This is a genomic window from Salegentibacter sp. BLCTC (genome assembly GCF_015143665.1).
GTDB lineage: Bacteria > Bacteroidota > Bacteroidia > Flavobacteriales > Flavobacteriaceae > Salegentibacter > Salegentibacter maritimus.
This window is the reverse complement of record NZ_WYEW01000008.1, coordinates 86,567-107,243: the sequence shown is the minus strand read 5'-3', so window position 1 is coordinate 107,243 and position 20,677 is coordinate 86,567. Positions and strand designations below refer to the sequence as shown.

Genomic DNA, 20,677 nt, shown 5'->3' with positions numbered 1-20,677 from the left:
GGAAAAAATGAGGAGAGTTTATCTATCAATGAGTCTTGTAATGCTTATGGGGCTCTCGTTTCTAAATGCCCAGGAAAGAATACCTGAGGTTGAGGAACTATTAACAAAAATGACACTGGAGGAGAAAATAGGTCAGTTAAACCTGGTTACTCCCGGAGGTGGTGTAGCTACCGGATCGGTGGTGAGTGAAGATGTAGAAACTAAAATTAAAGCGGGAAATGTTGGAGGTGTTTTTGGTGTTTCCAGCCCCGAAAAAGTAAGGCAGGCACAGCAATTGGCCGTGGAAAACTCGCGTTTGGGTATTCCTTTGCTAATAGGATCTGATGTTATTCATGGGTATAAAACTACTTTCCCAATTCCACTAGGACTTTCCTCTAGTTGGGATATGGAACTTATTAAAGAGACGGCACAAATTGCGGCAAAAGAAGCTACCGCCGATGGAATTAACTGGAATTTTTCTCCAATGGTAGATATAGCTCGCGACCCAAGATGGGGGCGTATCGCAGAAGGTGCAGGTGAAGATCCTTATTTAGGATCTCAGGTAGCTAAAGCCATGGTAGAAGGTTACCAGGGAGACGATTTTACTGCACCACATACCATGCTTTCTACGGTAAAACATTTGGCACTTTACGGAGCTTCTGAAGCCGGCAGGGATTATAACTCGGTAGATATGAGCAAGATCAAAATGTTTAATGAGTATTTGCCGCCATACAAAGCGGCGGTAGATGCCGGTGTTGCCAGTGCAATGACTTCCTTTAATGATATTCACGGGGTTCCTGCTTCGGGAAATAAATGGTTGCTTACAGATTTGTTTCGTGAGCGTTGGGGATTTGAAGGTTTTATAGTTTCAGATTATACTTCGGTAAATGAAATGATTGCCCACGGAATGGGTGATCTACAAGATGTTTCAGCTTTAGCTATAAACGCCGGGTTGGATATGGACATGGTGGGAGAAGGTTTTTTAACCACCCTTAAAAAATCTGTGGAGGAAGGAAAAGTTTCCGAAGAACAAATTACTAAAGCCGCTCGCAGAATCCTGGAAGCAAAACATAAATTGGGTCTTTTAGACGATCCTTATTTATATTCAGATGAAAGCAGGCCCGAAAAAGATATTCTTTCTGAAGAAAACAGAGCGGTAGCCAGAAAAGCAGCAAGACGTTCTTTTGTATTATTGAAAAAGCACGAAAACATTTTGCCTTTAGCCAAAGATGCGAAAATTGCATTGGTTGGGCCATTGGCCAATAACAAAAATAATATGCTTGGAACCTGGGCACCAACCGGGAACCCGCAACTTTCAGTTCCAATTCTGGAGGGCTTAAAGAATGTAGCGCCAAATGCTAAAATTACTTATGCAAAAGGAGCTAATATTAGCAATGATACGGCTTTTGCTAAAAAAGTAAATGTCTTTGGCCCACGTATTGAAATTTCAGAGGAATCTCCAGAGGCTATGCTGGAAGAGGCTTTAGAGGTTTCTAAAGATGCCGATGTAATTGTAGCTGTTGTTGGGGAAGCCAGTGAAATGAGTGGGGAGGCTGCCAGCCGTACTAACTTAAATATTCCCGATAGTCAGAAAGAGTTGATAAGAGAACTTGTAAAAACCGGTAAACCTGTTGTGTTGGTTTTAATGAGTGGCAGGCCATTAGTGATTTCAGAGGAAATGAAATTGCCGGTAAATATTCTTCAGGTATGGCATCCGGGTGTGGAAGCTGGAAATGCCATAGCCGATGTGCTTTTTGGAGATTATAATCCTTCGGGGAAATTAACCGCTACCTGGCCGAGAAATGTAGGTCAAATTCCTATTTACTATCGAATGAAAACTACGGGAAGACCTGCGGCATCACCATCTGAATTTCAGAAGTTCAAATCTAATTATTTAGATGTGGAAAATACGCCCGAGTTAGCCTTTGGTCACGGACTTTCCTATACAGATTTTGAATATGGTGAATCTAAGCTAAGTTCAGATAAAATGAGTGCAAACGAAAGTATTACAGTTACCACTACGGTGACAAATACCGGTAATTTTGATGGGGAAGAAGTGGTGCAGCTGTATATTCACGATAAAGTGAGAAGCATCACACCACCTAAAAAAGAATTAAAAGCATTTAAGAAGATACGCCTAAAGAAAGGCCAATCTCAAGAAGTAAGTTTTAAAATTACTGCGGAAGACCTTAAGTTCTATAACGCAAACCTGGAATTTGTAGTAGAACCCGGCGAATTCGAATTTTTCGTAGCCGGAAGTTCAGACCACGAATTCACCGGAACTTTTACTGTAGAGGAGTAAAGTTTTTGTTTTTTATTGGTACTGCCAAAGGCTGTAATACCTCAAGGTAGTTTATTAATGCAAGTTTCCGGGAGGTGCCCTACTGCTCCCGGATTTCAAATCCCGCTTCGGCGGGATTTTTAATTGGCACCGCCAAAGGCTGTAATACCCCGAGGCTTGCCTCGAAATTAAAAATTTGTTTTCAACGAATGCCTCGTGGGCTTGCCCCGAGGTAGTTTACTAATATACTGCGTTGTTTTTCACTGCAAAACTCATCTTACTCGATAATCGAGATTTAATACTCCCGGGCCTGCTACGAGTTTATTTACTTATAGACTTCAACTTGTTTGCTTTCCCCATTTAAAAACACCGATTTAAAAAAGTTGAAAACCTCAGGTAGATAATCAAATGGCATTCCTGCGTGTTCGTGTTTTCCGCCATTAAAGCTATACAGCATATAGGAAGTGTTTAATTTTGCCAGTTTTTCGGTAATTGTTTTAGAGCCGTCTAGCATAATATAGCCTGGTTGGGCCGGGTCACACCAATGGTGTGGGGCGGAAGCATAGGGCACAAGGTTGTCTTTGGTGCCGTGAAAGAATACTCCGGGCACAGCATTTTGCCCGGTAATATATCGTGCATCTACAACGGCACCGGCCAGGGAGAAAACCCCGGCAAAATTTATTTTCCTATGTTTTGTAGCATCTTCAAACATTAAACGATCGTTATAGACTGCATTCAATACCGCTTCGGCCCCGGCGCTACTTCCTCCAACAATTACCTTTGAAGTATCTATGTTGAATTCCTGCTTGTTTTTTATCATAAAATCTACTGCATCCATAAAGTCTTCAGCAGCCAGTTTAAATGTTTCAATCTTTCCGGAAGCTTTATAATCGCAGCCAAAAGATTGTCCTTTTCGGGTAAGCCTGTAGGAAATTTGTACAGCAACATAGCCTTTTTTAGCTGCATTTTCAGCAAATTTTACTTCGGCGGGATTGGTTCGGCTGCCGCCTGAGAATCCACCACCGTGCATAAAAATAATCACAGGCCTTTGCTGCATGGTATCCTTTTCTGGTTGGTAGATATCTAGTTTTAATTCCTCACTGTTTTTAATAGCATAAGTTCTGGTTTCTTTGGTTTTTAATTCAAAAGAATCGTTTATAAATCGCTCCTGTGCTGAAACAGAAAAGCTTAGAAGAAGAAGCGCGCTAATAAATAGGTTTTTCATAATAAAAGCTATGTTTAATGGTTTGAAGATACTTAATTTTCAAAGGACAATAAGTGTGTATTTTAATTTTAATATTTTATCTTCGCTGCAGAAATAAGATTTTTAAACTATGAGTTTACAGGATAAAGTAATGGCAGAGATGAAGGCCGCTATGAAGGCTAAAGACAGCGAAAAGCTAGAGGCTTTACGTTCGGTAAAAGGTGCTATTCTACTGGCAAATACCGAAAGTTCTGCAAAAGATGGTTTAACTGAAGATGAAGAATTAAAGCTTTTACAAAAACTGGTAAAACAACGTAAGGATAGTGCTGCGATTTACAGGGAACAAAACAGGCCAGACCTGGCTGAACCTGAAGAAAAGCAAGCTGCCGTAATTGCGTCTTTTTTACCTGAACAGTTAAGTGAAGCTGAAATTGAAGCAAAAGTAGATGAAGTAATTGCTAAAACCGGAGCCAGCGGAATGCAGGATATGGGAAAAGTGATGGGAATGGCAAGTGCTGAATTGGCGGGTAGAGCCGATGGCAAGACTATTTCTACCATTGTTAAGAAGAAATTGAGTAAGTAATTTTCAAAATAAATTTGAAAAGAAATATTTTTTAGTTTCGCAAACTGCAAACTGCAAACTGCAAACTGCAAACTGCAAACTGAAAAACGGCCCCGTGGCGCAACTGAATAGCGCATCAGATTTCGGCTCTGAGGGTTGCAGGTTTGAATCCTGCCGGGGTCACAAAAGTAAAAAGCCTACATGGGAATGTAGGCTTTTTTATTGTTCAAAAGCCGAAGATATTTATATCTTTTAAGCTGAAGATTAGTCTTAGATTTAGTAATTAAATTTGCTATTTTTTGCTTAGACTTTAATTTTTTTAAGACAAAAATTATAATATCAGTATCTGTTTAATGTTCGTTATTCTATTTTAGAGGAAATATTATAATAGAGATTTTATTTATGTTAATAGCAGAAAATCACGGCGAAAACCCATTAATAGGAAATGATTCAATATAAAGACATCAACAATGATTAGAATAATACTTTTTTCTTTTTTTATAGGTTTAACCACAATTCAGGCGCAAGAATCAAAGAAATATAATGTTCTTTTCATTATTGCAGATGATCTAACCACAACTGCGGTTTCAGCTTATGGGAATCCGGTACCGGAAACTCCTAATATAGATAAGCTTGCATCAGAAGGGGTGAAGTATACTCGTGCTTATTCGCAATATCCGGTTTGTGGACCATCCAGGGCATCTATGATGTTTGGGTATTATCCAACTGCAAGTACCACTTATGGATATGTGAGTGGAAGAGAAAATATGGGGCCCCACAGAAAATCCTGGCCTCAACTATTTAAAGATAATGGTTATTATTCGGCCAGGGTGAGTAAGATTTATCATATGGGTGTTCCTATAGATATAGAAACAGGTGCTCATGGCGAAGATGATGTTGCTTCCTGGACAGAACGTTTTAACAGCCAGGCAGCCGAATGGAAATCGGAAGGAGAGGCAGAACTGGTACAGAATAATCCATATGGACATAAGCCACGCCAGGGTGGTAATGTTATGACTATAGTAAAAGCAGAAGGGCATGATACTATTCAATCTGATGGGAAAACGGCAAAAACAGCAATCAACTTAATTAAAAAGCATAAAGATGAACCTTTCTTTTTGGCAGTTGGTTTTGTTCGTCCGCATGTACCGTTTGTAGCTCCTGAAAAATATTTTGAGCCTTATCCCTACCAGGAAATGATATTGCCTCCCCAGGTAGAAAATGATTGGGATGATATTCCGCAACGCGGAATTAATTATGTAACCAGCGTAAATGCAAAAATGACGGAAGCACAGGAGAAAAAAGCTATAGCAGGCTATTATGCCTCTGTTTCTTTTATGGATGCTCAGGTGGGTAAGGTACTACAAACTTTGGAAGATGAAGGTTTGGAAGATAATACTATTGTTATTTTTACTTCAGATCATGGGTTTCACTTAAATGAACATCGCTTTTGGATGAAGGTAAGCTTACACGAAGAATCGGTTCGGGTACCGTTAATAATAAAAGTTCCCGGGAAAAAACCGGCAGTGAGTCATTCGTTTGTAGAGCTACTGGACTTATATCCAACTGTGGCCAACCTGGTAGGACTTAAGGCCTCTAAAGACCTGCAGGGAATGGATATTGGAAAAACTTTAGATGATCCAGATTTTGAAGTTCGGGATATGATATTCTCGGTAACCCAGGGTGGGAAGTCATTTTTAATTAGGAATAAAAAATGGGCCTATATTCAATATGATGAAGATGCCGGATCGGGCATGGAGTTATACGATATGGAAATTGATCCGCAACAGTTTAATAATTTAGCTTATAATCCTTTGTATTCCGATGTTGTTCTAAAAATGAAGGAGGCGCTTAATTCTAAACTAAGGAAAGTTCGTGACAACGATTTGGGGATAGACTATTCTAGTAGGCAGTAATTTAGTAGGCAGTATTCAGTAAACAGTTTGCAGTTTTATGGATTTTGGTTACCAAAATTCAGCAGCACCTTCCTTTTCTAAGGGAAGGTGGCACATTGTAAAGGTGGCGGAAGGGTTTCTTGTTCAGTACGCAGTAATTTAGTGTGCAGAGGCAGTTTCAATGAGGAGTAGTTTAGTAGGTAGTTGGCAGTGTTTGTATGCGGTAACTTAGTATGCCGTCCGTGATTTCTGCAAGTTTCTATTTAATACATAGACCATTAGGCAAATCTTTCCTTATCCGAATAACGAACCAACGAATCCGGAGTTAACATATTAACTATTTAACCAATTAACCAATCCCAAATTCACTAAATCACTCAATTCCAAACCTACAGCCTAACGCTAAAAGATTACTTAAAAACAGCCAAATTCAGCCTAAGCCTGTCTCCTAACGTCGTTTTTACTTGCTTCCGAGGCCATTTTCCTTCTTTTCTTTTCCCTGCGAAGTAGATTAAGCTCTCTGTTGGTTTGTCCTTCAACAGAAGAATTTTCTTCAGCCCGCCTTAAAAGATAAGGAACTACATCTTTAACCGGCCCAAAGGGAACTAATTTGGCAGTATTATAATCTTTGTTGGCAAGATTATAACTAATTTGATCGCTCATTCCGTATAACTGACTAAACCAAACCCTGGGATCGTCTTTAGCAATACCCTGGTCTTCCATAATTTGTAGGGCTAAATAATTACTCACTTCATTATGGGTTCCTATAAAAACCGCGATATCCTCAATATTATCAAGGCAATAGGCCAACACATTGTTAAAATGAAGATCGGTTGCTTTTTTATTTTCGCAAATAGGGGATTTCTTGCCGTATTTTTTGGCTCGTTTATTCTCTTTTTCCATATAAGCGCCGCGAACTATTTTAGCACCTATTTTAAAGCCTTTTTCTTTTGCTCTGGAATGCAGCTCTTTTAAATAGTCTAAACGATCCCAACGATAACACTGAAAAGTATTAAAAATTAAAGCCTTTTCAGTATTGTATTTCTCCATCATTTCTTCCATAAGGTCATCGGCTGCATCCTGCATCCAACTTTCTTCGGCATCGGCATATAATCTAACACCGTGATTATAGGCTTCTTTACATAGATTTTCTACGCGGGCTTTTGTTTTTTTCCATTCTTCCTTTTCGCTATCGTTAAGATTAATATGCGAACTCAGCTTGTGCCATATTTCAAAACTACCCAGTGCGGTGGGTTTAAAAATTGCAAAAGGAATTTCAGTTTCTTCCCTGGCAAACTGTATAAGGTCTTTTTTTATGCGAAATGCTGAATCAAATTCTTTTTCAGTTTTCTTTCCTTCTACAGAATAATCAAGAATACTGGAGAGGTTTACCTGATGCATTTCTTTAATAACCGGTTTGCAGTCTTCTTTACTGGTACCTGCACAAAACTGATCGAAAATAGTATTTTTTATAAGGGGCTGTATAGGGAGCTTTGCTTTTAGGGAGAATTTGGTTAGAAAAATTCCCGGTTTAATGAGGGAAGGAACTCCCATTACATTAAATAGTAACAAGGCTCTGTTAAGTTCTAAATCAGATTTTAATTTAAATGCTGTAGCGGTATCGTTAAAAATTTTTTTCTCAATCATAGCTTAAAACTACCTTTTAATAGAGATTGATGAAAGTGCTTTAGGTAAACTTTAACCCACCTGAAGCTTTGTTGCGAAAAGCAGTAATATTAGTTTGAAATGGAGTATAAAAATAGTTAATAGCCTTCTTGAGTATGTTAAGGTTTTTAGCAATGTTGATTTTATAAAAAATATATAATTGGGGGTATTTTAGGCATATGAAATTTTTTGAATATGAATATTATTAATTTGATAAAAAATTGGTGATTTTTTACATTATTGATCGAGTTTGACTTATTACTAAAAATAAGATCTCTTACTATATATTTTAGTGTTATGAAACTGTTATCGTTTGATAATGAATGCTCTATAAATTCCTACAAAAATTAACAAGTAAAGCTTGTTTGAGATTTTTTTACTTCTTTATCTTTGGCAATCTAAACGGAAAGCAAATATTTATTGCTGTTTTTATAATTATTTCTGATTGTTGTCGTTCTAAGATATTACAAACAGATTTAAAGTTGAATTCAGAATTAGTGAGAGTCAAAATGTGACTCACTGTGGCGAAGCCATGTTCAGCTTGCAGTTATCGGCTATGTATATCCATACTAAAGCCGAGCACCTAATAACTGTAAACCGTTTGAAATCAAATCTACCGTCTATAGTCTAAAGACTACGGACAAACAAATTAACCTACGGCCCGTTCTTAAGCGGGATTAATTAATCACAACTTTTGCAAAATCCTACAATTGCAAGAGCACTAAAAATGTTTATGGTATAATTCGCAACCGCGTTTCAGCGGAGAAAAATCCTTAAATATTATTTATTAAAACTAAACACTTAAAAAAGTGTTTACAGCTATGCTTTTGTCTAAAAATAAAAAAAATGATAAACCAATTCTCAAAAAATGAAAAAAGACACTAAAATTGCTGTAATTGGCCTGGGCTATGTAGGCCTTCCATTGGCAAGATTGTTTGCTACAAAATTTCCGGTAATCGGGTTTGATATCAATAAAGCCCGGATAGAAGAATTGCGCCAGGGGCATGATAGTACACTGGAAGTAGAAGATGAAATTCTGCAAAGCGTTCTACTTAAATCAAATCCTATTGTTGTTGAACAATTAAACGGAAAAGTCTCGGAAACGGCATCGAGTTCGGGTAATCCTTATCCTGAGCAGGATTTGGAATCTAATACCATTCAAGCTGCTAAAGGCTTATATGTTACCTACGGCCTGGAAGAAATTGCAGATTGCAATCATTACGTTATTACTGTACCAACCCCAATAGATAAAAATAACCGACCAGATCTTACGCCTTTATATAAATCTAGCGAAACTGTAGCTAAGGTTTTAAAGAAGGGAGATATAGTAATATATGAATCTACGGTTTATCCTGGTGTAACAGAGGATGAATGTGTGCCGGTACTGGAAAAGCACAGCGGACTTAAATTCAATGAAGATTTTTTTGTGGGATATTCTCCCGAAAGAATAAACCCCGGAGATAAAGAGCATACTGTAGAAAAGATTTTAAAAGTTACCGCAGGCTCAACCCCTAAAACAGGAGAGCAGGTAGATGCACTTTATAAAGAAGTGATTACTGCCGGTACCCATTTGGCGCCAACAATAAAAGTGGCCGAAGCCGCTAAGGTTATAGAGAACTCCCAGAGAGATATTAATATTGCTTTTGTAAATGAGTTGGCGAAAATTTTCAATATGATGGATATAGATACCAATCATGTGTTGGAAGCTGCTGCTACCAAATGGAACTTTCTTCCTTTTAAACCCGGTTTGGTTGGAGGGCATTGTATAGGGGTAGACCCTTATTACCTGGCGCAAAAAGCACAGGAAATAGGTTATCATCCAGAGATTATTCTTGCGGGAAGAAGAATGAACGATTCTATGGGGAAACATGTGGCTTCAGAAGTAGTGAAGTTAATGTTGAAAAATGAGCTTAAGATAAAAGGTGCCAACATCCTGGTATTGGGAATCACTTTTAAAGAGAATTGTCCCGATGTGCGGAATACCAGAGTGGTAGATGTGGTTGAAGAACTGCAATCTTATGGCACCAAACTTACTATTTACGACCCCCTTGCAAATCCCGAGGAAGTAAAACATGAGTATAATTTGGAAACCACCCGTGAGTTACCCAATGCTAAATATGATGCGGTGGTCTTGACAGTAGCTCACCAGGAGTTTTTAAGTTTAGACCTAGATCCTTTAAAAAATAACGCTGCTATTGTTTATGATGTAAAGGGCGTTTTAAAAGAAGTAGACGGGAAGCTTTAATCTGGGTGTAACCCTGATGAAAATTTGGGACGCTGGAACTGACGAATTTGGTAAGGCAAATTTCGTCAGTTTCAGTGAAACTTAAAATAATTAAGTTTTGAGTATTATTTTCAGGATTACGCAGCCAGAAAGCACTGGAAGGTAGCATTCATGATTTTAAGCGATAACAAAAAACGATTGGTATCAGTTCGAATAAAAGCATAAAATGCTGATACATTATGCTTTGTGTCGAGAACAATACCGAGAACACAAAATTATATATGAATTACACTAATTTAACAAACAAAAAAATACTGGTCACAGGTGGAGCCGGGTTCATTGGCTCCAATTTATGTGAAGAGCTCTTAAATAGAAAAGCTAAGGTAACCTGTCTCGACAACTTTGCAACAGGGCATAAGTATAATCTTGATGCAATTATGGCTCACGAAGATTTTACATTAATTGAAGGAGATATTCGTGATTTGGAAACCTGTAACAAAGCGTGCAAGGATCAGGATTATGTTTTACATGAGGCTGCTTTGGGTTCGGTGCCGCGTTCTATTAACGATCCAATTACCAGTAACGAAGTAAATATTAATGGTTTTTTAAATATGCTTGTGGCCGCTCGCGATGCAGAAGTAAAGCGTTTTGTATATGCTGCAAGTTCTTCAACTTATGGCGATTCTGAAAATCTGCCCAAGGTAGAACATATTATAGGAAAGCCTTTATCTCCCTATGCTATTACTAAATATGTAAATGAACTTTATGCCGATATTTTTAATGATGCCTATGGCTTAAACACTATTGGCTTACGCTATTTTAATGTCTTTGGCCGCAAGCAGGATCCCAACGGTGCCTATGCGGCGGTAATCCCAAAATTCGTTATTCAATTAATGAAACACGAAAGCCCTGTGATTAATGGCGATGGCACCTATTCACGCGATTTTACGTATATCGATAATGTTTTGCATATGAATATTTTAGCATTGACTACTGAAAATAGAGAGGCGGTAAATCAGGTGTATAACACGGCGGTAGGGGATCGTACTAATTTACTGGAGCTTACTGAAATGCTTAAAACGCACCTGGCAAAATATGATGAAAAAATAGCTGATATAGAAATTAAACACGGTCCTAACCGCGCCGGCGATATCCCGCATTCTTTGGCCTCTCTCGAAAAAGCAAAAGAAAAATTGGGCTACGAACCGCAGTTTAAAATTGAAGCAGGAATTAAAGAAGCTGTGGACTGGTATTGGGAGAATTTGTAATTTATAAGATCGTTTAATTGAAGAATAAGTTAAAATCTTTATTGAAGAATAAAGATAATAGGACGTTGATTGAAAATTTCTTTTCTCTTTCTGCTTTACAAGTTGTTGGTCTAATTTTGCCCTTAATAACGCTTCCTTATGTTTTAAGAGTAGTTGGCTTTTCTAATTATGGAATTATTGTTTTAGCCGCATCTTTAATTGCTTATTTCCAATCTGTAACAGATTTTAGTTTTAAAATAACTGCGACTAGAGATGTAGCTATATTTAAACACAATCAAAAAAAAATAAACCTAATTTATAGTAAGGTAATAACCATAAAAGCAATATTCTTACTTCTATCTTATATTCTTATTACGGTTATTGTGTTGGTTTATCCTCCCTTCAGGGAAGAGATGCTTGTGTTCTTTTTATCGATGCCTCTTCTTTTGGGATATGCATTATTTCCTGAATGGTTTTTTCAGGGTATTGAAAAAATGAAGTATATCACATTCCTAAACATTGGTATAAAAGTCTTCTTTACGGTATGTGTTTTTATCTTTCTAAAGCAAAAGGAAGATTATTGGATATATCCATTTTTACAAAGTGCCGGTTTTGTTGGTGCTGGTTTGGTAGGACAAATAATTTTATTGAGAAAATATAAATTAAAGTTTGTCTTTTTAAAAAAAAGACAAATTAGGAATACCATACAGGAGAATATTCCAGTATTTGTGAATCAGTTTGTACCTACGCTTTACAACAATACTACAACTTTTTTATTGGGGATTTTAACTACTACTAACCTGGTTGGTATTTACGACGCGATAAAAAGGATAATAGATTTAGCTGTTAAAGTAATAAATATATTATCGAGAGTCTTTTTTCCTCTTATCAATAGGAAAAAAAATGTTTTTGAAAACTATAGGAAACTAATATTAATATTCACTTCTATATTAAGTATAGGAATATTATTGATTCACCCTTATTTATTTTGGTATTTAAATATAGACTATCCTGATGCACTTTTGATACTTATTATTCTAGTTGTAGGAATCATAGGCTTTTCTCTTTATGATATTTTTGGGTTGAATTATTTTATAGTAAAGCGTAACGATAAATTGGTAATGAAGAATACGATTAGAGCATCCTTAATTGGACTTGTTTTGGTATTTCCGCTAATTAGCTTCTTTGGAATTATTGGAGCAGCTATAAACTTAAGCTTTTCGAGATTGATTATGGGAGGTGGTATGTGGTTTAAGTATTTTAAAATGAAAAAAATCTATGAACATGATTAATTTTAAATATTATAATCATCTTGGTTTTCATAACCCTTACTACATATGGGAAGACCAGAATATTAAGTTATTTGAAGATTTTGGTAAGGTAATTAATAATATAGGGGAAGAGAAGTATATAGATTTTACAGCTATAGCTCAGGTTCTAAGTAACGGTTATATTTTGGGTGACCGAACTATAATTGAGGGAGTTAGAAAGTCTCCCTGGATGGCAAGGCCAAAGGAAGATTTTAAATCCTGGTCTTATTATAGTGTTCCAAATCATTTTGAAAAAGAGTTCTCTAGGGAAGAAATTGTGGACACCTTTTTTGGTCTACTCAAAGAGGAAATGGAAAACTATTTGCACGATGGGAAAAATATAGGAATTCTGCTAACCGGAGGGATGGACAGTAGGATTGTGGCTTGTGTGCTTAAGAGTCTTATAGATAGTAATATTATAGATAAAGATGTTGAAGTTACTGGTATTACCTGGGGGATGCCGGGCAGTAGAGATGTTGTGTATGCTTCTGAGATAACACAGATGTTTGGCTGGAAATGGGAACATTTGACGGTAGATACTGTACAATTGAATAATAACATCGCTATAACGGCAAGTATGGGGTGTGAGTTCTCTCCACTTCACTTACATGCTATGGAGAAAGTGCCCAATTTTAAACATCTCGATTGTATTTTAGCAGGTAGTTTTGGTGATAGTATTGGAAGAGGAGAGTATTCAGGAGTGAAGGTTAATGCTTTGGGAAAATATACTGAAGACACTAAGAACTTTTTTGGTTTGCTTAGAAGTGATTTTAAAAACTTTGTAAAAGAAAACAATATAGCAGATATTCAAAACTATCATAGCCTGTTTCCTCAAGATAGGCCGTATCAACAAACAGAGCAAGATTATCAGCTACACTATATGCGACGCATGTTAAATTCTTGTATGTCTTTAATAGATAGAGAAATTCCTTTATACCAAATGTTTACGGCTCCCAGGGTTTTCGGTTTTATCTGGTCTTTAAACCCTCATTTAAGAGATGACTTAATTTATAAGAGGATTTTAGAGAAATATGAGCCTAAATTATTGAAGATTCCCTGGGCTAGAACTGGATTAGTTTATCCCGATAAGGAAGGAGAACCAGATGGCCTTTCTAAAAGTCATCATAACTACGGAGAATTATTTAGAAAAGAACTTTTACCATCTTTGAAAGATCAAATTCTTTCAAATGAGATTTCTCAACTGGGAATATTTGATATGAAGTTGCTTTCCAAATTAGTGAAGTTGTGTTTCAAAAAACCTATAAAGGGAAGTCATACCTACGAAGAAAAACTTATTTGGATTGCCAGTCTCGCTCAATTTATAAAGACTAATAAAGTAAAATCGAATTATAGCGTTAAACCATTTAAAGCAAGTTTAAAGAACTACTCTAATGGTGTAATTGAGTATAATGCTAAGTACTATAAAAGAAAATTTAACCTCTAACTTCTGGTATAGCTTTAGTTAGGCTCCTTTTATTTATATGGATTTAGTAATTAGTCTATCCAAATTATTCCTGGGAATTTCTTTTTTCTATAGTGTACTTTCAGTATTCCAGCTTATAAGAAAAAATCATCTTTCTGGATATTTAATAGTACTACCAATAATATATTTATTTTATGTTATTCCATTGTTTACCGATTGGTTATTTAATTTACAATTTGATAGTTACTGGTATATCAAACAAGCTTTACAGGATAGTTCAACCCAAGTAATTTACAATTTCTATATAGGGGCTTTTGTTTTGGTTTTTACCTTTTTAGCAAGGTATAAACGTAGTTTTGGAGAAGACAATTATTTCTTATCTGGATTTTCCTTGATAAGGATTTACAATAAATATAAACTAATAATATGGCTGATAATTGTTAGCCCGCTTTTAGCGGTTTTCATCTCAGGTAATCCTTCTTATTATTTAACCTACTCTATTTTTAAGTCGGATATGGAAGCGCCACCACTCCATATTTTGGTTACTAAATTTTGTTTTTTAGGTGTACTTTTTTCAGCATTAGTGATTTCGGTTTTGGGCTTAAAGGAGAAAGAAAAGCTTACAGGTTCCAATTTACCTTTACGTGTACTTTTGTACTTTTTTACATTTAGTGCTATATGGATCCATGGGAAAAGAAGTATTGTGGCTATTTTCTTCGCTGCACTATTTATCATGTTTTTCATTACCAAGCTATATAATGGAAAAAGAATTTTAAAACGTTTAGTTCTGTTTGTTTTCTTTTTTATAGGCTTTAACTCCTTTTATGGTAAAAATATCTCCAATGATTTTAGCGAGACATACAAGCGATTACGAATGGATTATAGTAGGGATTATAGTGTTAAGTTTTCAATATATAATGACCTAATTATTGAGAGAAATATATTGCCCAACCAATTTGATTCTTACATTTTTAATGTTTTACAATTTGTGCCTAGAAGTTATTGGGAAGAAAAACCATATCCTTATGCTGTTTATTTTACTAATGCTGTTTTTGGCGATTTTGGATCTTATCACTTGTATGGTTGGGGTTTTACAACTAACATAATTGCGGAAGCAATATCTAATTTAGGAAGCTTTGGCTTTCTTATAGCTCCACTCATTATTATAATCATTTTACATTTTGAATCAAAAAGTAGAAATGCAATTTTCAAACTACTGTCCATAGTGATTGCAGTCTTATTATTTGTTTTACAACCCGCAAGTTTTGCTATAATCATAGTGTTTTATATGATTTTATTCTTAAAAAAGCAGTACCGATGAAAAAAGTTGCTTTCCTGGTAACAGGGCTCAATTCAGGTGGTTTAGAAAACTACCTACTTCGTTTCCTTACATTTTATGAAAATAAGATTGATGCTACTGTAGTCTGTAAGGGAGGTTACATAGGTATATTGAAAAAGGATTTTGAAAATCTCGGTGTGAATATTATTCCGATAGAAATCGGTTATTTTAATGCTGCAAAATTTTATGAGTTATATCAAATCTTAAAGAAGGGCGAATTTGATTCGGTATGTGACTTTACCGGTAATTTTGCTGCAATTCCACTTTATTTAGCAAAATTAGCTGGGATAAAAAATAGGCTTGCTTTCCATAGGGGGTCTAACAATAGATTTAAAGAAACTCCTATTAAAATGGTCTACAACAAGGCCATTAATAAGCAGTTACCTATCGTAGCTACTTCTGTGTTGGCAAATTCTAAAGCCGCTATGAACTTTTTCCATAATGGTATATGGAAAGACGACCCTAAATTTGAAGTGATCTACAATGGGATAAATGCCTCTCGGTTTTTAGACAGTGATGAAAACTTACGTAACGAGCTGAAAATTGACAAAGAAGCTTTTGTTGTTGGTCACGTGGGGCGTTACAATGAAGCTAAAAATCATAGAACCATTATTGAGGTAGCCATAGCACTTTGTAAGAAACATTCCAATATTTTATTTCTGCTTTGTGGTAATGGAGTAGATACGGAATTAAAAGCTAAAGTAGAGGCCGAAGGTTTAGAGGGGCAAATAAAGTTGCTGGGATATAGAAAGGATGTGGTAAAGGTGTTAAATACTTTAGATTGCTTTTATTTCCCTTCAATTAATGAAGGTCAACCTAATGCTTTAATAGAAGCGATGGTGGCTGGGCTTCCCTTTTTAGCTTCCGATATCGATCCTATAAAAGAAACAGTGCCAAAAGAGTTACACCATTGTCTTGTGTCACCTTTAGAGATTGACCTGGCCGTAGATAGATTATTGGAAATTAAGGAAGATAAACCTAACAAATTAATATTAGCAGATTGGGCAATCAGTCATTTTTCTGCAAAAAAATGGTTTGATAAATTTTATTTGAAATTATGAAAATTACAATTGTTACAGATCATCGGTTTTTTAATCATCAAAACCAGATATATGATGATTATGTTTTTGACTATAATTTTTTTAAGAACTATTTAGATGTTTTCGATGAAGTTGAAGTGGTGTGTAGAGTGCAAGAGATAAATGATCTAGATTGTAAACTAGTTAAATCTAGTGGACCTAAAATTAATTTTATTGCTTTACCAAATGAGCATGGTATTAAATGGTTTTTAAATGTTCAGCGCTATATCAAGAAAAAGTCATCATCTATTTTTAATACAGATTGCTTCTGCTTTAGATTACCATCAATGGCAGCCTGGGAAATATTTCGTTTAAATAGATTAAAGCGATTACCTTTTATATTTGAATCTATTGGTGATCCTGAAGACGCTATGGTTTCTTCAGAAGATTCTGTAGTAAAAAGAATACCCAGTAAGGTTTTTGGACACATCCTAAAAAACAGAAAGAGAGAGATTGTATATGGTGCAGAATCTGGAAGCTATGTAAGTATAGCTCATTTACAGAAAAAATATCCAATACAGCAGGGTAAAAGCACAGAATCTATTTCAAGCATTCGATTAGATGACCAATATATTTTACAGGATCGAAAAATATTTGATTTTGAAAAATCAATTAAAATCATTCATATCGGTTCTTTTATACCCTTAAAAAATCAGAAGGACTTAATCCAATCTTTTAAAATTCTTTTAGAACAATACCCGCAGGCTAAACTGGATTTTATAGGGGATGGCCCAACAAGAGCTTCTTGTGAACAGTTAGTTCAAGACCTACAGCTTTCTTCAAAAGTGTCTTTCCATGGGCAGGTTACCGGTTTTAATAATATAGTGAACTTATTGGATAAGGCTCATTTTTTTGTTCTCCCTTCTTTTAATGAGGGAATGCCCAGGGCACTTATAGAAGCTATGGCAAGGGGGTTAATTTGTTTAGGTTCAGATAGAGGTGGGATTTCGGAATTATTAGAGAGCGAATATCTGTTTTCTGTTGGAGCATATAAGCAAATAGCGGATAAATTAAACGGGATCATAAGTGGCTCTTCGGCCGAGAAGCTGGAAAAAATAAGTCTAAGAAATATTAATACTGCAAAAGGTTTTGAAAATTCTATACTTCAAGCCAGGCGTAATAAATTACTAAAATCATTAAGAAATACTTTATGAGAGAGTTAAAAAATCAATTGAGGTATGTGCTTCCTTTGTGGTTTGTTTTTTTAATAACAAGTTGGCTCCCAGATAATAGGCTTACTATTAGATTTAGAGGTTTTTTGGCAAGTTTTTTTATAAAGAAATGTGGTAAGAACTTTACAATTGCTAAAGGTGTTATAATAAATAATCCACAAGGTTTAGTAATTGGTGATCATGTTTATATAGCTAAGGGCTGTTGGTTAAATGCAATGGCTGGATTAACAATTGAAGATGAGGTTATTTTCGCTCCTTACGTTGTTATTAGTACTACACAACATGTTTTTGATAATAATTCGGTGCGTTTTGGTGGGAGTATAGCAAACCCTGTTTTAATTGGAAAGGGGTCCTGGTTGGCTTCTCATGTTTCAGTTAAATGTGGTGTTGAAGTTGGTAAGGGTAATTTAATTGCTGCGAATGCATCGGTTACCAAAAGTACGCCCGATTTTAAAATACTAGGCGGTGTTCCTGCGAGGATCATTAAGGATAATGTAGATACAAAACCATCGTTCTCCTCCAGGGCGGAATTCGAAAAATCAATCAAATAATTAAGCTAGCTTAAGTTTTAGGAATATGAGGAAAAATAAAATATGCATAGTAATAGGTTCTGCTATGAATTTAAATAGTCTTTACAAAGATCAATTTAAATATTTAATGAAAAATGGTTATGAAGTTACAGGTGTAGCTCCTTCCGGAGAAGAACATAATTGGTTGCAAAAGGATGGTGTTAAAACTAAAGTGATTCACTTAAAACGACCCCCCTCTATTTTTAATGATCTATTTAGTGTACTTCAACTAAGTTATTTTTTTATTTTTAATAGATTTGATATTATAAGTGTTTCAACTCCAAAAGCGTCTTTAGTTGGTACGTTAGCAGCTAAAATCTCCTTACAAAATAATATTATTTATACTTTAAGAGGTAGAGCCTATGAGGACGCTACAGGTTTTAAAAAGAAGTTTTATGAGTTTATTGAAAAATTTGTTTGCAATAATGCTAAAAAAGTATTCTGTATCTCACACGAATTGAGAAAAGATATTATTAAAAAGGGTATTTGTGAAGAAGACAAAATTTTCACTATAGGATCTGGATCCAGTAATGGGGTAGACTTATGTAAATTCTCCAGGGATAAAAATACTTTAGAAAAAGGAAATCAAATTAGGGCAAAATACAATATAGGGAAAGATGATTTACTCATTCTATATTCTGGAAGAATACGAAAAGATAAGGGCATTAATGAGTTAGTAGATGCTTTTAATGAATTGTGCCAAAAGCATCCAAATGTATACCTACTAATTCAAGGAAAGTATGATTATTTTGACCCACTAAGCCCGGAAGTCATAAAGATTATTAAAGAAAACCCTAGAATAATAGAAGCCGGTTGGGAAAAAGATATAGAAGGCTATTATGCAGCCTCAAATATTTTTGCCTTTCCAAGTCATAGAGAAGGATTTGGCAATGTAGCCATAGAAGCTTCAGCAATGGGGTTGCCCGTCATTGGTTTTGATGTTATTGGCTGTAGGGAAAGTATTAAAAATGAGGTTTCTGGAATATTGGTCTCAGAAATAAATGCACAAGTATTCGCAAAAAAGTTAGAAGAATTGATTCTGAACCCAAATTTAAGAAATAGATTAGGTACACAAGGAAAGGAATGGGTATATAATAGTTTTGATTCCAAAATGATTTGGAAACATCTCCTTAATATCTATGATGGTATGTTAGATAAAGAAAATTATGCTTTTAGAGCAAATAGATAGAATTCTAACAATAATTTACTTTAATATTTTAGATAACTTGTTTTCTACTTTATAAAATAAGCTATAATTAAACTTTTCAATCTTATTTTTTAAAGAACGGCTTTACTAATTTTTTGATTTAAAAAAACTTCAATTTTAAATACTTTAGGAAAGAAGAGTCCAGTATTCTTTCTGAAAATTTATTTTTAATATTTATTAGACCTTATAAAAAACAATATTGTTGAGTATGAATCCCAGCAGTATTAAGATTTAAAATATGTAAGATTCTCAAGTAAAATTGTATTAGTCTAATAATTACCCCAAACATTGTTGCGACATAATACAATTTCAGGTCTCTTACTAGATCAAAGTTACCAAACCCAACCTACTTATTATGAATATTTTAGAACAAAATGTGCTTCTGGAGCTATTTCAGAGGTATTATCTATTTTTTGCTATCGGCGTCTTTTTATTAGCCTTTGTATTAACCTGGTACTTTATACCAAAAGTACTATGGGTAAGTCGCGAAAAAGTATTAATGAAGGAAATTAATGAGCGGAGTTCCCACACCCAGGCTATTCCTCCTTTTGGTGGAGTTTCCTTCTTCCTTGTCCTTGTGCTAATTATAAGTATACTGCAGGCCTTAAGAACTTCGCCTACAGGGAATCATCTTCTTGTTGGTCTTACCTTTCTTTTTATGGCTGGTTTAAAAGATGATCTCGTAATTTCTTCTGCAAAACTCAAGTTTATTAGTCAGCTATTTGCCGCCGGGTTCATTATTTTCTCACCAGAATTACAGCTAACAAATTTACATGGATTTTTAGGAATATTTGAGATTCCGGAAATACTGGGGTACGCTCTAAAGCTGTTAATAGTAGTTGCTTTAATTAATGCTTATAACCTTATTGATGGAATAGATGGATTGGCCGGGATAGCCGGAATTGTAATATCCCTTACATACTCCTGGGTTTTTTATGCAACTGGCCATCCCTATTTTGTGTTGATAAGTCTATGTATAGCCGGTATTTTAGGCGCTTTTCTAAGATTTAATTTTTCGCCTGGCGTAAAGAAAATCTTTATGGGAGATGGTGGTAGTCTTATTATAGGCTTTATGATTGCTTTCTTAAGCCTTAAAATCTTAACAATGCAACCTTATGAGGCTGTAGTAGATGGAGGTCTTCTTCCAGAGAATAGACTGCTGTTTGCCTGTGCTGTTTTGTTTTTGCCCATTTTTGATACCCTGCGCGTAATTATTATTCGTTTAAAAAATGGAAAAACCCCCTTTGAGGCCGATCGTAACCATATGCACCACGTATTATTGGATAATGGACTAAGCCACAAAAAAGCCAGTTTTGTACTTGGAGGGCTAAACCTTTCGGTTATTATTTTTTATTTAGAGTTAAGTCGGGGATTAAAAAGTACTGGAATGAGCCTGGCAATGCTTGGTGTCTTTTTGATTGTTGCTATCGTTTTTGCGGGTCTAAAAAAGAAGGCGCAACAAAGAATTATTAAAAAGGCCGAACCGGAAGTACCAAAGGAAGAGTAGAAAATAAAGAAAAG

Annotated in this window: 15 protein-coding genes and 1 tRNA gene; 14 read left to right on the top strand and 2 right to left on the bottom strand. The window is 35.4% G+C overall.

Annotation, left to right across the window (positions count from 1 at the left end):
* The first annotated feature begins 7 nt into the window (after window positions 1–7).
* Entirely contained in the window at window positions 8–2,281 is a 2,274-nt protein-coding gene (gene bglX / locus GUB10_RS11435) for a beta-glucosidase BglX (protein WP_193711589.1), read from the top strand.
* 304 nt (window positions 2,282–2,585) lie between these two features.
* On the opposite strand, the gene GUB10_RS11430 is transcribed toward bglX, so the two are convergent.
* Window positions 2,586–3,485: an alpha/beta hydrolase gene (locus GUB10_RS11430; RefSeq protein WP_193711588.1), complete on the bottom strand. Its 900-nt coding sequence runs from the start codon at window positions 3,483–3,485 to the stop codon at window positions 2,586–2,588.
* Between the two features lie 109 nt (window positions 3,486–3,594).
* On the opposite strand from GUB10_RS11430, the gene GUB10_RS11425 reads away from it, so the two are divergent.
* From GUB10_RS11425 to GUB10_RS11415, 3 genes are all read left to right on the top strand, one after another.
* A complete protein-coding gene (locus tag GUB10_RS11425; RefSeq protein WP_193711587.1) occupies window positions 3,595–4,047 on the top strand; it encodes a GatB/YqeY domain-containing protein in 453 nt (150 codons plus the stop codon).
* Between the two features lie 88 nt (window positions 4,048–4,135).
* Window positions 4,136–4,209: transfer RNA gene (locus tag GUB10_RS11420), tRNA-Arg, on the top strand.
* Window positions 4,210–4,496: 287 nt separating this feature from the next.
* Window positions 4,497–5,942: a sulfatase gene (locus GUB10_RS11415; RefSeq protein ID WP_193711586.1), complete on the top strand. Its 1,446-nt coding sequence runs from the start codon at window positions 4,497–4,499 to the stop codon at window positions 5,940–5,942.
* Window positions 5,943–6,356: 414 nt separating this feature from the next.
* On the opposite strand, the gene GUB10_RS11410 is transcribed toward GUB10_RS11415, so the two are convergent.
* Window positions 6,357–7,568: a proline dehydrogenase family protein gene (locus GUB10_RS11410; RefSeq protein ID WP_193711585.1), complete on the bottom strand. Its 1,212-nt coding sequence runs from the start codon at window positions 7,566–7,568 to the stop codon at window positions 6,357–6,359.
* 886 nt (window positions 7,569–8,454) lie between these two features.
* Between GUB10_RS11410 and GUB10_RS11405 the strand changes: the two genes are divergently transcribed.
* The 10 genes from GUB10_RS11405 (at window position 8,455) to GUB10_RS11360 (ending at window position 20,663) form a co-directional block, all read left to right on the top strand.
* Window positions 8,455–9,831, top strand: a complete 1,377-nt coding sequence (locus GUB10_RS11405) for a nucleotide sugar dehydrogenase (protein WP_193711584.1) — start codon at window positions 8,455–8,457, stop codon at window positions 9,829–9,831.
* Between the two features lie 260 nt (window positions 9,832–10,091).
* On the top strand, window positions 10,092–11,078 hold the full coding sequence (locus GUB10_RS11400) for an SDR family oxidoreductase (protein ID WP_193711583.1): 987 nt from the start codon (window positions 10,092–10,094) through the stop codon (window positions 11,076–11,078).
* Window positions 11,079–11,095: 17 nt separating this feature from the next.
* Window positions 11,096–12,349, top strand: coding sequence for an oligosaccharide flippase family protein (locus GUB10_RS11395; protein ID WP_193711582.1), 1,254 nt, complete (start codon window positions 11,096–11,098; stop codon window positions 12,347–12,349).
* Window positions 12,342–13,811: an asparagine synthase-related protein gene (locus GUB10_RS11390; protein WP_193711581.1), complete on the top strand. Its 1,470-nt coding sequence runs from the start codon at window positions 12,342–12,344 to the stop codon at window positions 13,809–13,811. Before GUB10_RS11395 ends, GUB10_RS11390 begins: the two co-directional genes overlap by 8 nt.
* A 37-nt stretch (window positions 13,812–13,848) precedes the next feature.
* Window positions 13,849–15,111: a hypothetical protein gene (locus GUB10_RS11385; protein ID WP_193711580.1), complete on the top strand. Its 1,263-nt coding sequence runs from the start codon at window positions 13,849–13,851 to the stop codon at window positions 15,109–15,111.
* The gene (locus GUB10_RS11380; protein WP_193711579.1) at window positions 15,108–16,190 is read left to right on the top strand and encodes a glycosyltransferase; all 1,083 of its coding nucleotides are present in this window, start codon (window positions 15,108–15,110) and stop codon (window positions 16,188–16,190) included. Before GUB10_RS11385 ends, GUB10_RS11380 begins: the two co-directional genes overlap by 4 nt.
* Window positions 16,187–17,362, top strand: a complete 1,176-nt coding sequence (locus tag GUB10_RS11375) for a glycosyltransferase family 4 protein (RefSeq protein ID WP_193711578.1) — start codon at window positions 16,187–16,189, stop codon at window positions 17,360–17,362. Before GUB10_RS11380 ends, GUB10_RS11375 begins: the two co-directional genes overlap by 4 nt.
* On the top strand, window positions 17,359–17,931 hold the full coding sequence (locus GUB10_RS11370; protein ID WP_193711577.1) for an acyltransferase: 573 nt from the start codon (window positions 17,359–17,361) through the stop codon (window positions 17,929–17,931). Before GUB10_RS11375 ends, GUB10_RS11370 begins: the two co-directional genes overlap by 4 nt.
* 25 nt (window positions 17,932–17,956) lie before the next feature.
* Window positions 17,957–19,138 (top strand): glycosyltransferase family 4 protein, encoded by a 1,182-nt coding sequence (locus GUB10_RS11365; RefSeq protein ID WP_193711576.1) that lies wholly within the window; start codon window positions 17,957–17,959, stop codon window positions 19,136–19,138.
* A 373-nt stretch (window positions 19,139–19,511) separates the two neighbouring features.
* On the top strand, window positions 19,512–20,663 hold the full coding sequence (locus GUB10_RS11360; RefSeq protein WP_193711575.1) for an MraY family glycosyltransferase: 1,152 nt from the start codon (window positions 19,512–19,514) through the stop codon (window positions 20,661–20,663).
* Window positions 20,664–20,677 lie beyond the last annotated feature (14 nt).

What these genes read in the sequence shown, in the direction of transcription:
- GUB10_RS11365 (WP_193711576.1), top strand. Translation starts at nt 17,957, where the DNA reads ATGAGGAAAAATAAAATATGCATAGTAATAGGTTCTGCTATGAATTTA.
- GUB10_RS11370 (WP_193711577.1), top strand. Translation starts at nt 17,359, where the DNA reads ATGAGAGAGTTAAAAAATCAATTGAGGTATGTGCTTCCTTTGTGGTTT.
- GUB10_RS11375 (WP_193711578.1), top strand. Translation starts at nt 16,187, where the DNA reads ATGAAAATTACAATTGTTACAGATCATCGGTTTTTTAATCATCAAAAC.
- GUB10_RS11360 (WP_193711575.1), top strand. Translation starts at nt 19,512, where the DNA reads ATGAATATTTTAGAACAAAATGTGCTTCTGGAGCTATTTCAGAGGTAT.
- GUB10_RS11415 (WP_193711586.1), top strand. Translation starts at nt 4,497, where the DNA reads ATGATTAGAATAATACTTTTTTCTTTTTTTATAGGTTTAACCACAATT.
- bglX (WP_193711589.1), top strand. Translation starts at nt 8, where the DNA reads ATGAGGAGAGTTTATCTATCAATGAGTCTTGTAATGCTTATGGGGCTC.
- GUB10_RS11385 (WP_193711580.1), top strand. Translation starts at nt 13,849, where the DNA reads ATGGATTTAGTAATTAGTCTATCCAAATTATTCCTGGGAATTTCTTTT.
- GUB10_RS11425 (WP_193711587.1), top strand. Translation starts at nt 3,595, where the DNA reads ATGAGTTTACAGGATAAAGTAATGGCAGAGATGAAGGCCGCTATGAAG.
- GUB10_RS11410 (WP_193711585.1), bottom strand. Translation starts at nt 7,568, where the DNA reads ATGATTGAGAAAAAAATTTTTAACGATACCGCTACAGCATTTAAATTA.
- GUB10_RS11400 (WP_193711583.1), top strand. Translation starts at nt 10,092, where the DNA reads ATGAATTACACTAATTTAACAAACAAAAAAATACTGGTCACAGGTGGA.
- GUB10_RS11430 (WP_193711588.1), bottom strand. Translation starts at nt 3,485, where the DNA reads ATGAAAAACCTATTTATTAGCGCGCTTCTTCTTCTAAGCTTTTCTGTT.
- GUB10_RS11405 (WP_193711584.1), top strand. Translation starts at nt 8,455, where the DNA reads ATGAAAAAAGACACTAAAATTGCTGTAATTGGCCTGGGCTATGTAGGC.
- GUB10_RS11380 (WP_193711579.1), top strand. Translation starts at nt 15,108, where the DNA reads ATGAAAAAAGTTGCTTTCCTGGTAACAGGGCTCAATTCAGGTGGTTTA.
- GUB10_RS11390 (WP_193711581.1), top strand. Translation starts at nt 12,342, where the DNA reads ATGATTAATTTTAAATATTATAATCATCTTGGTTTTCATAACCCTTAC.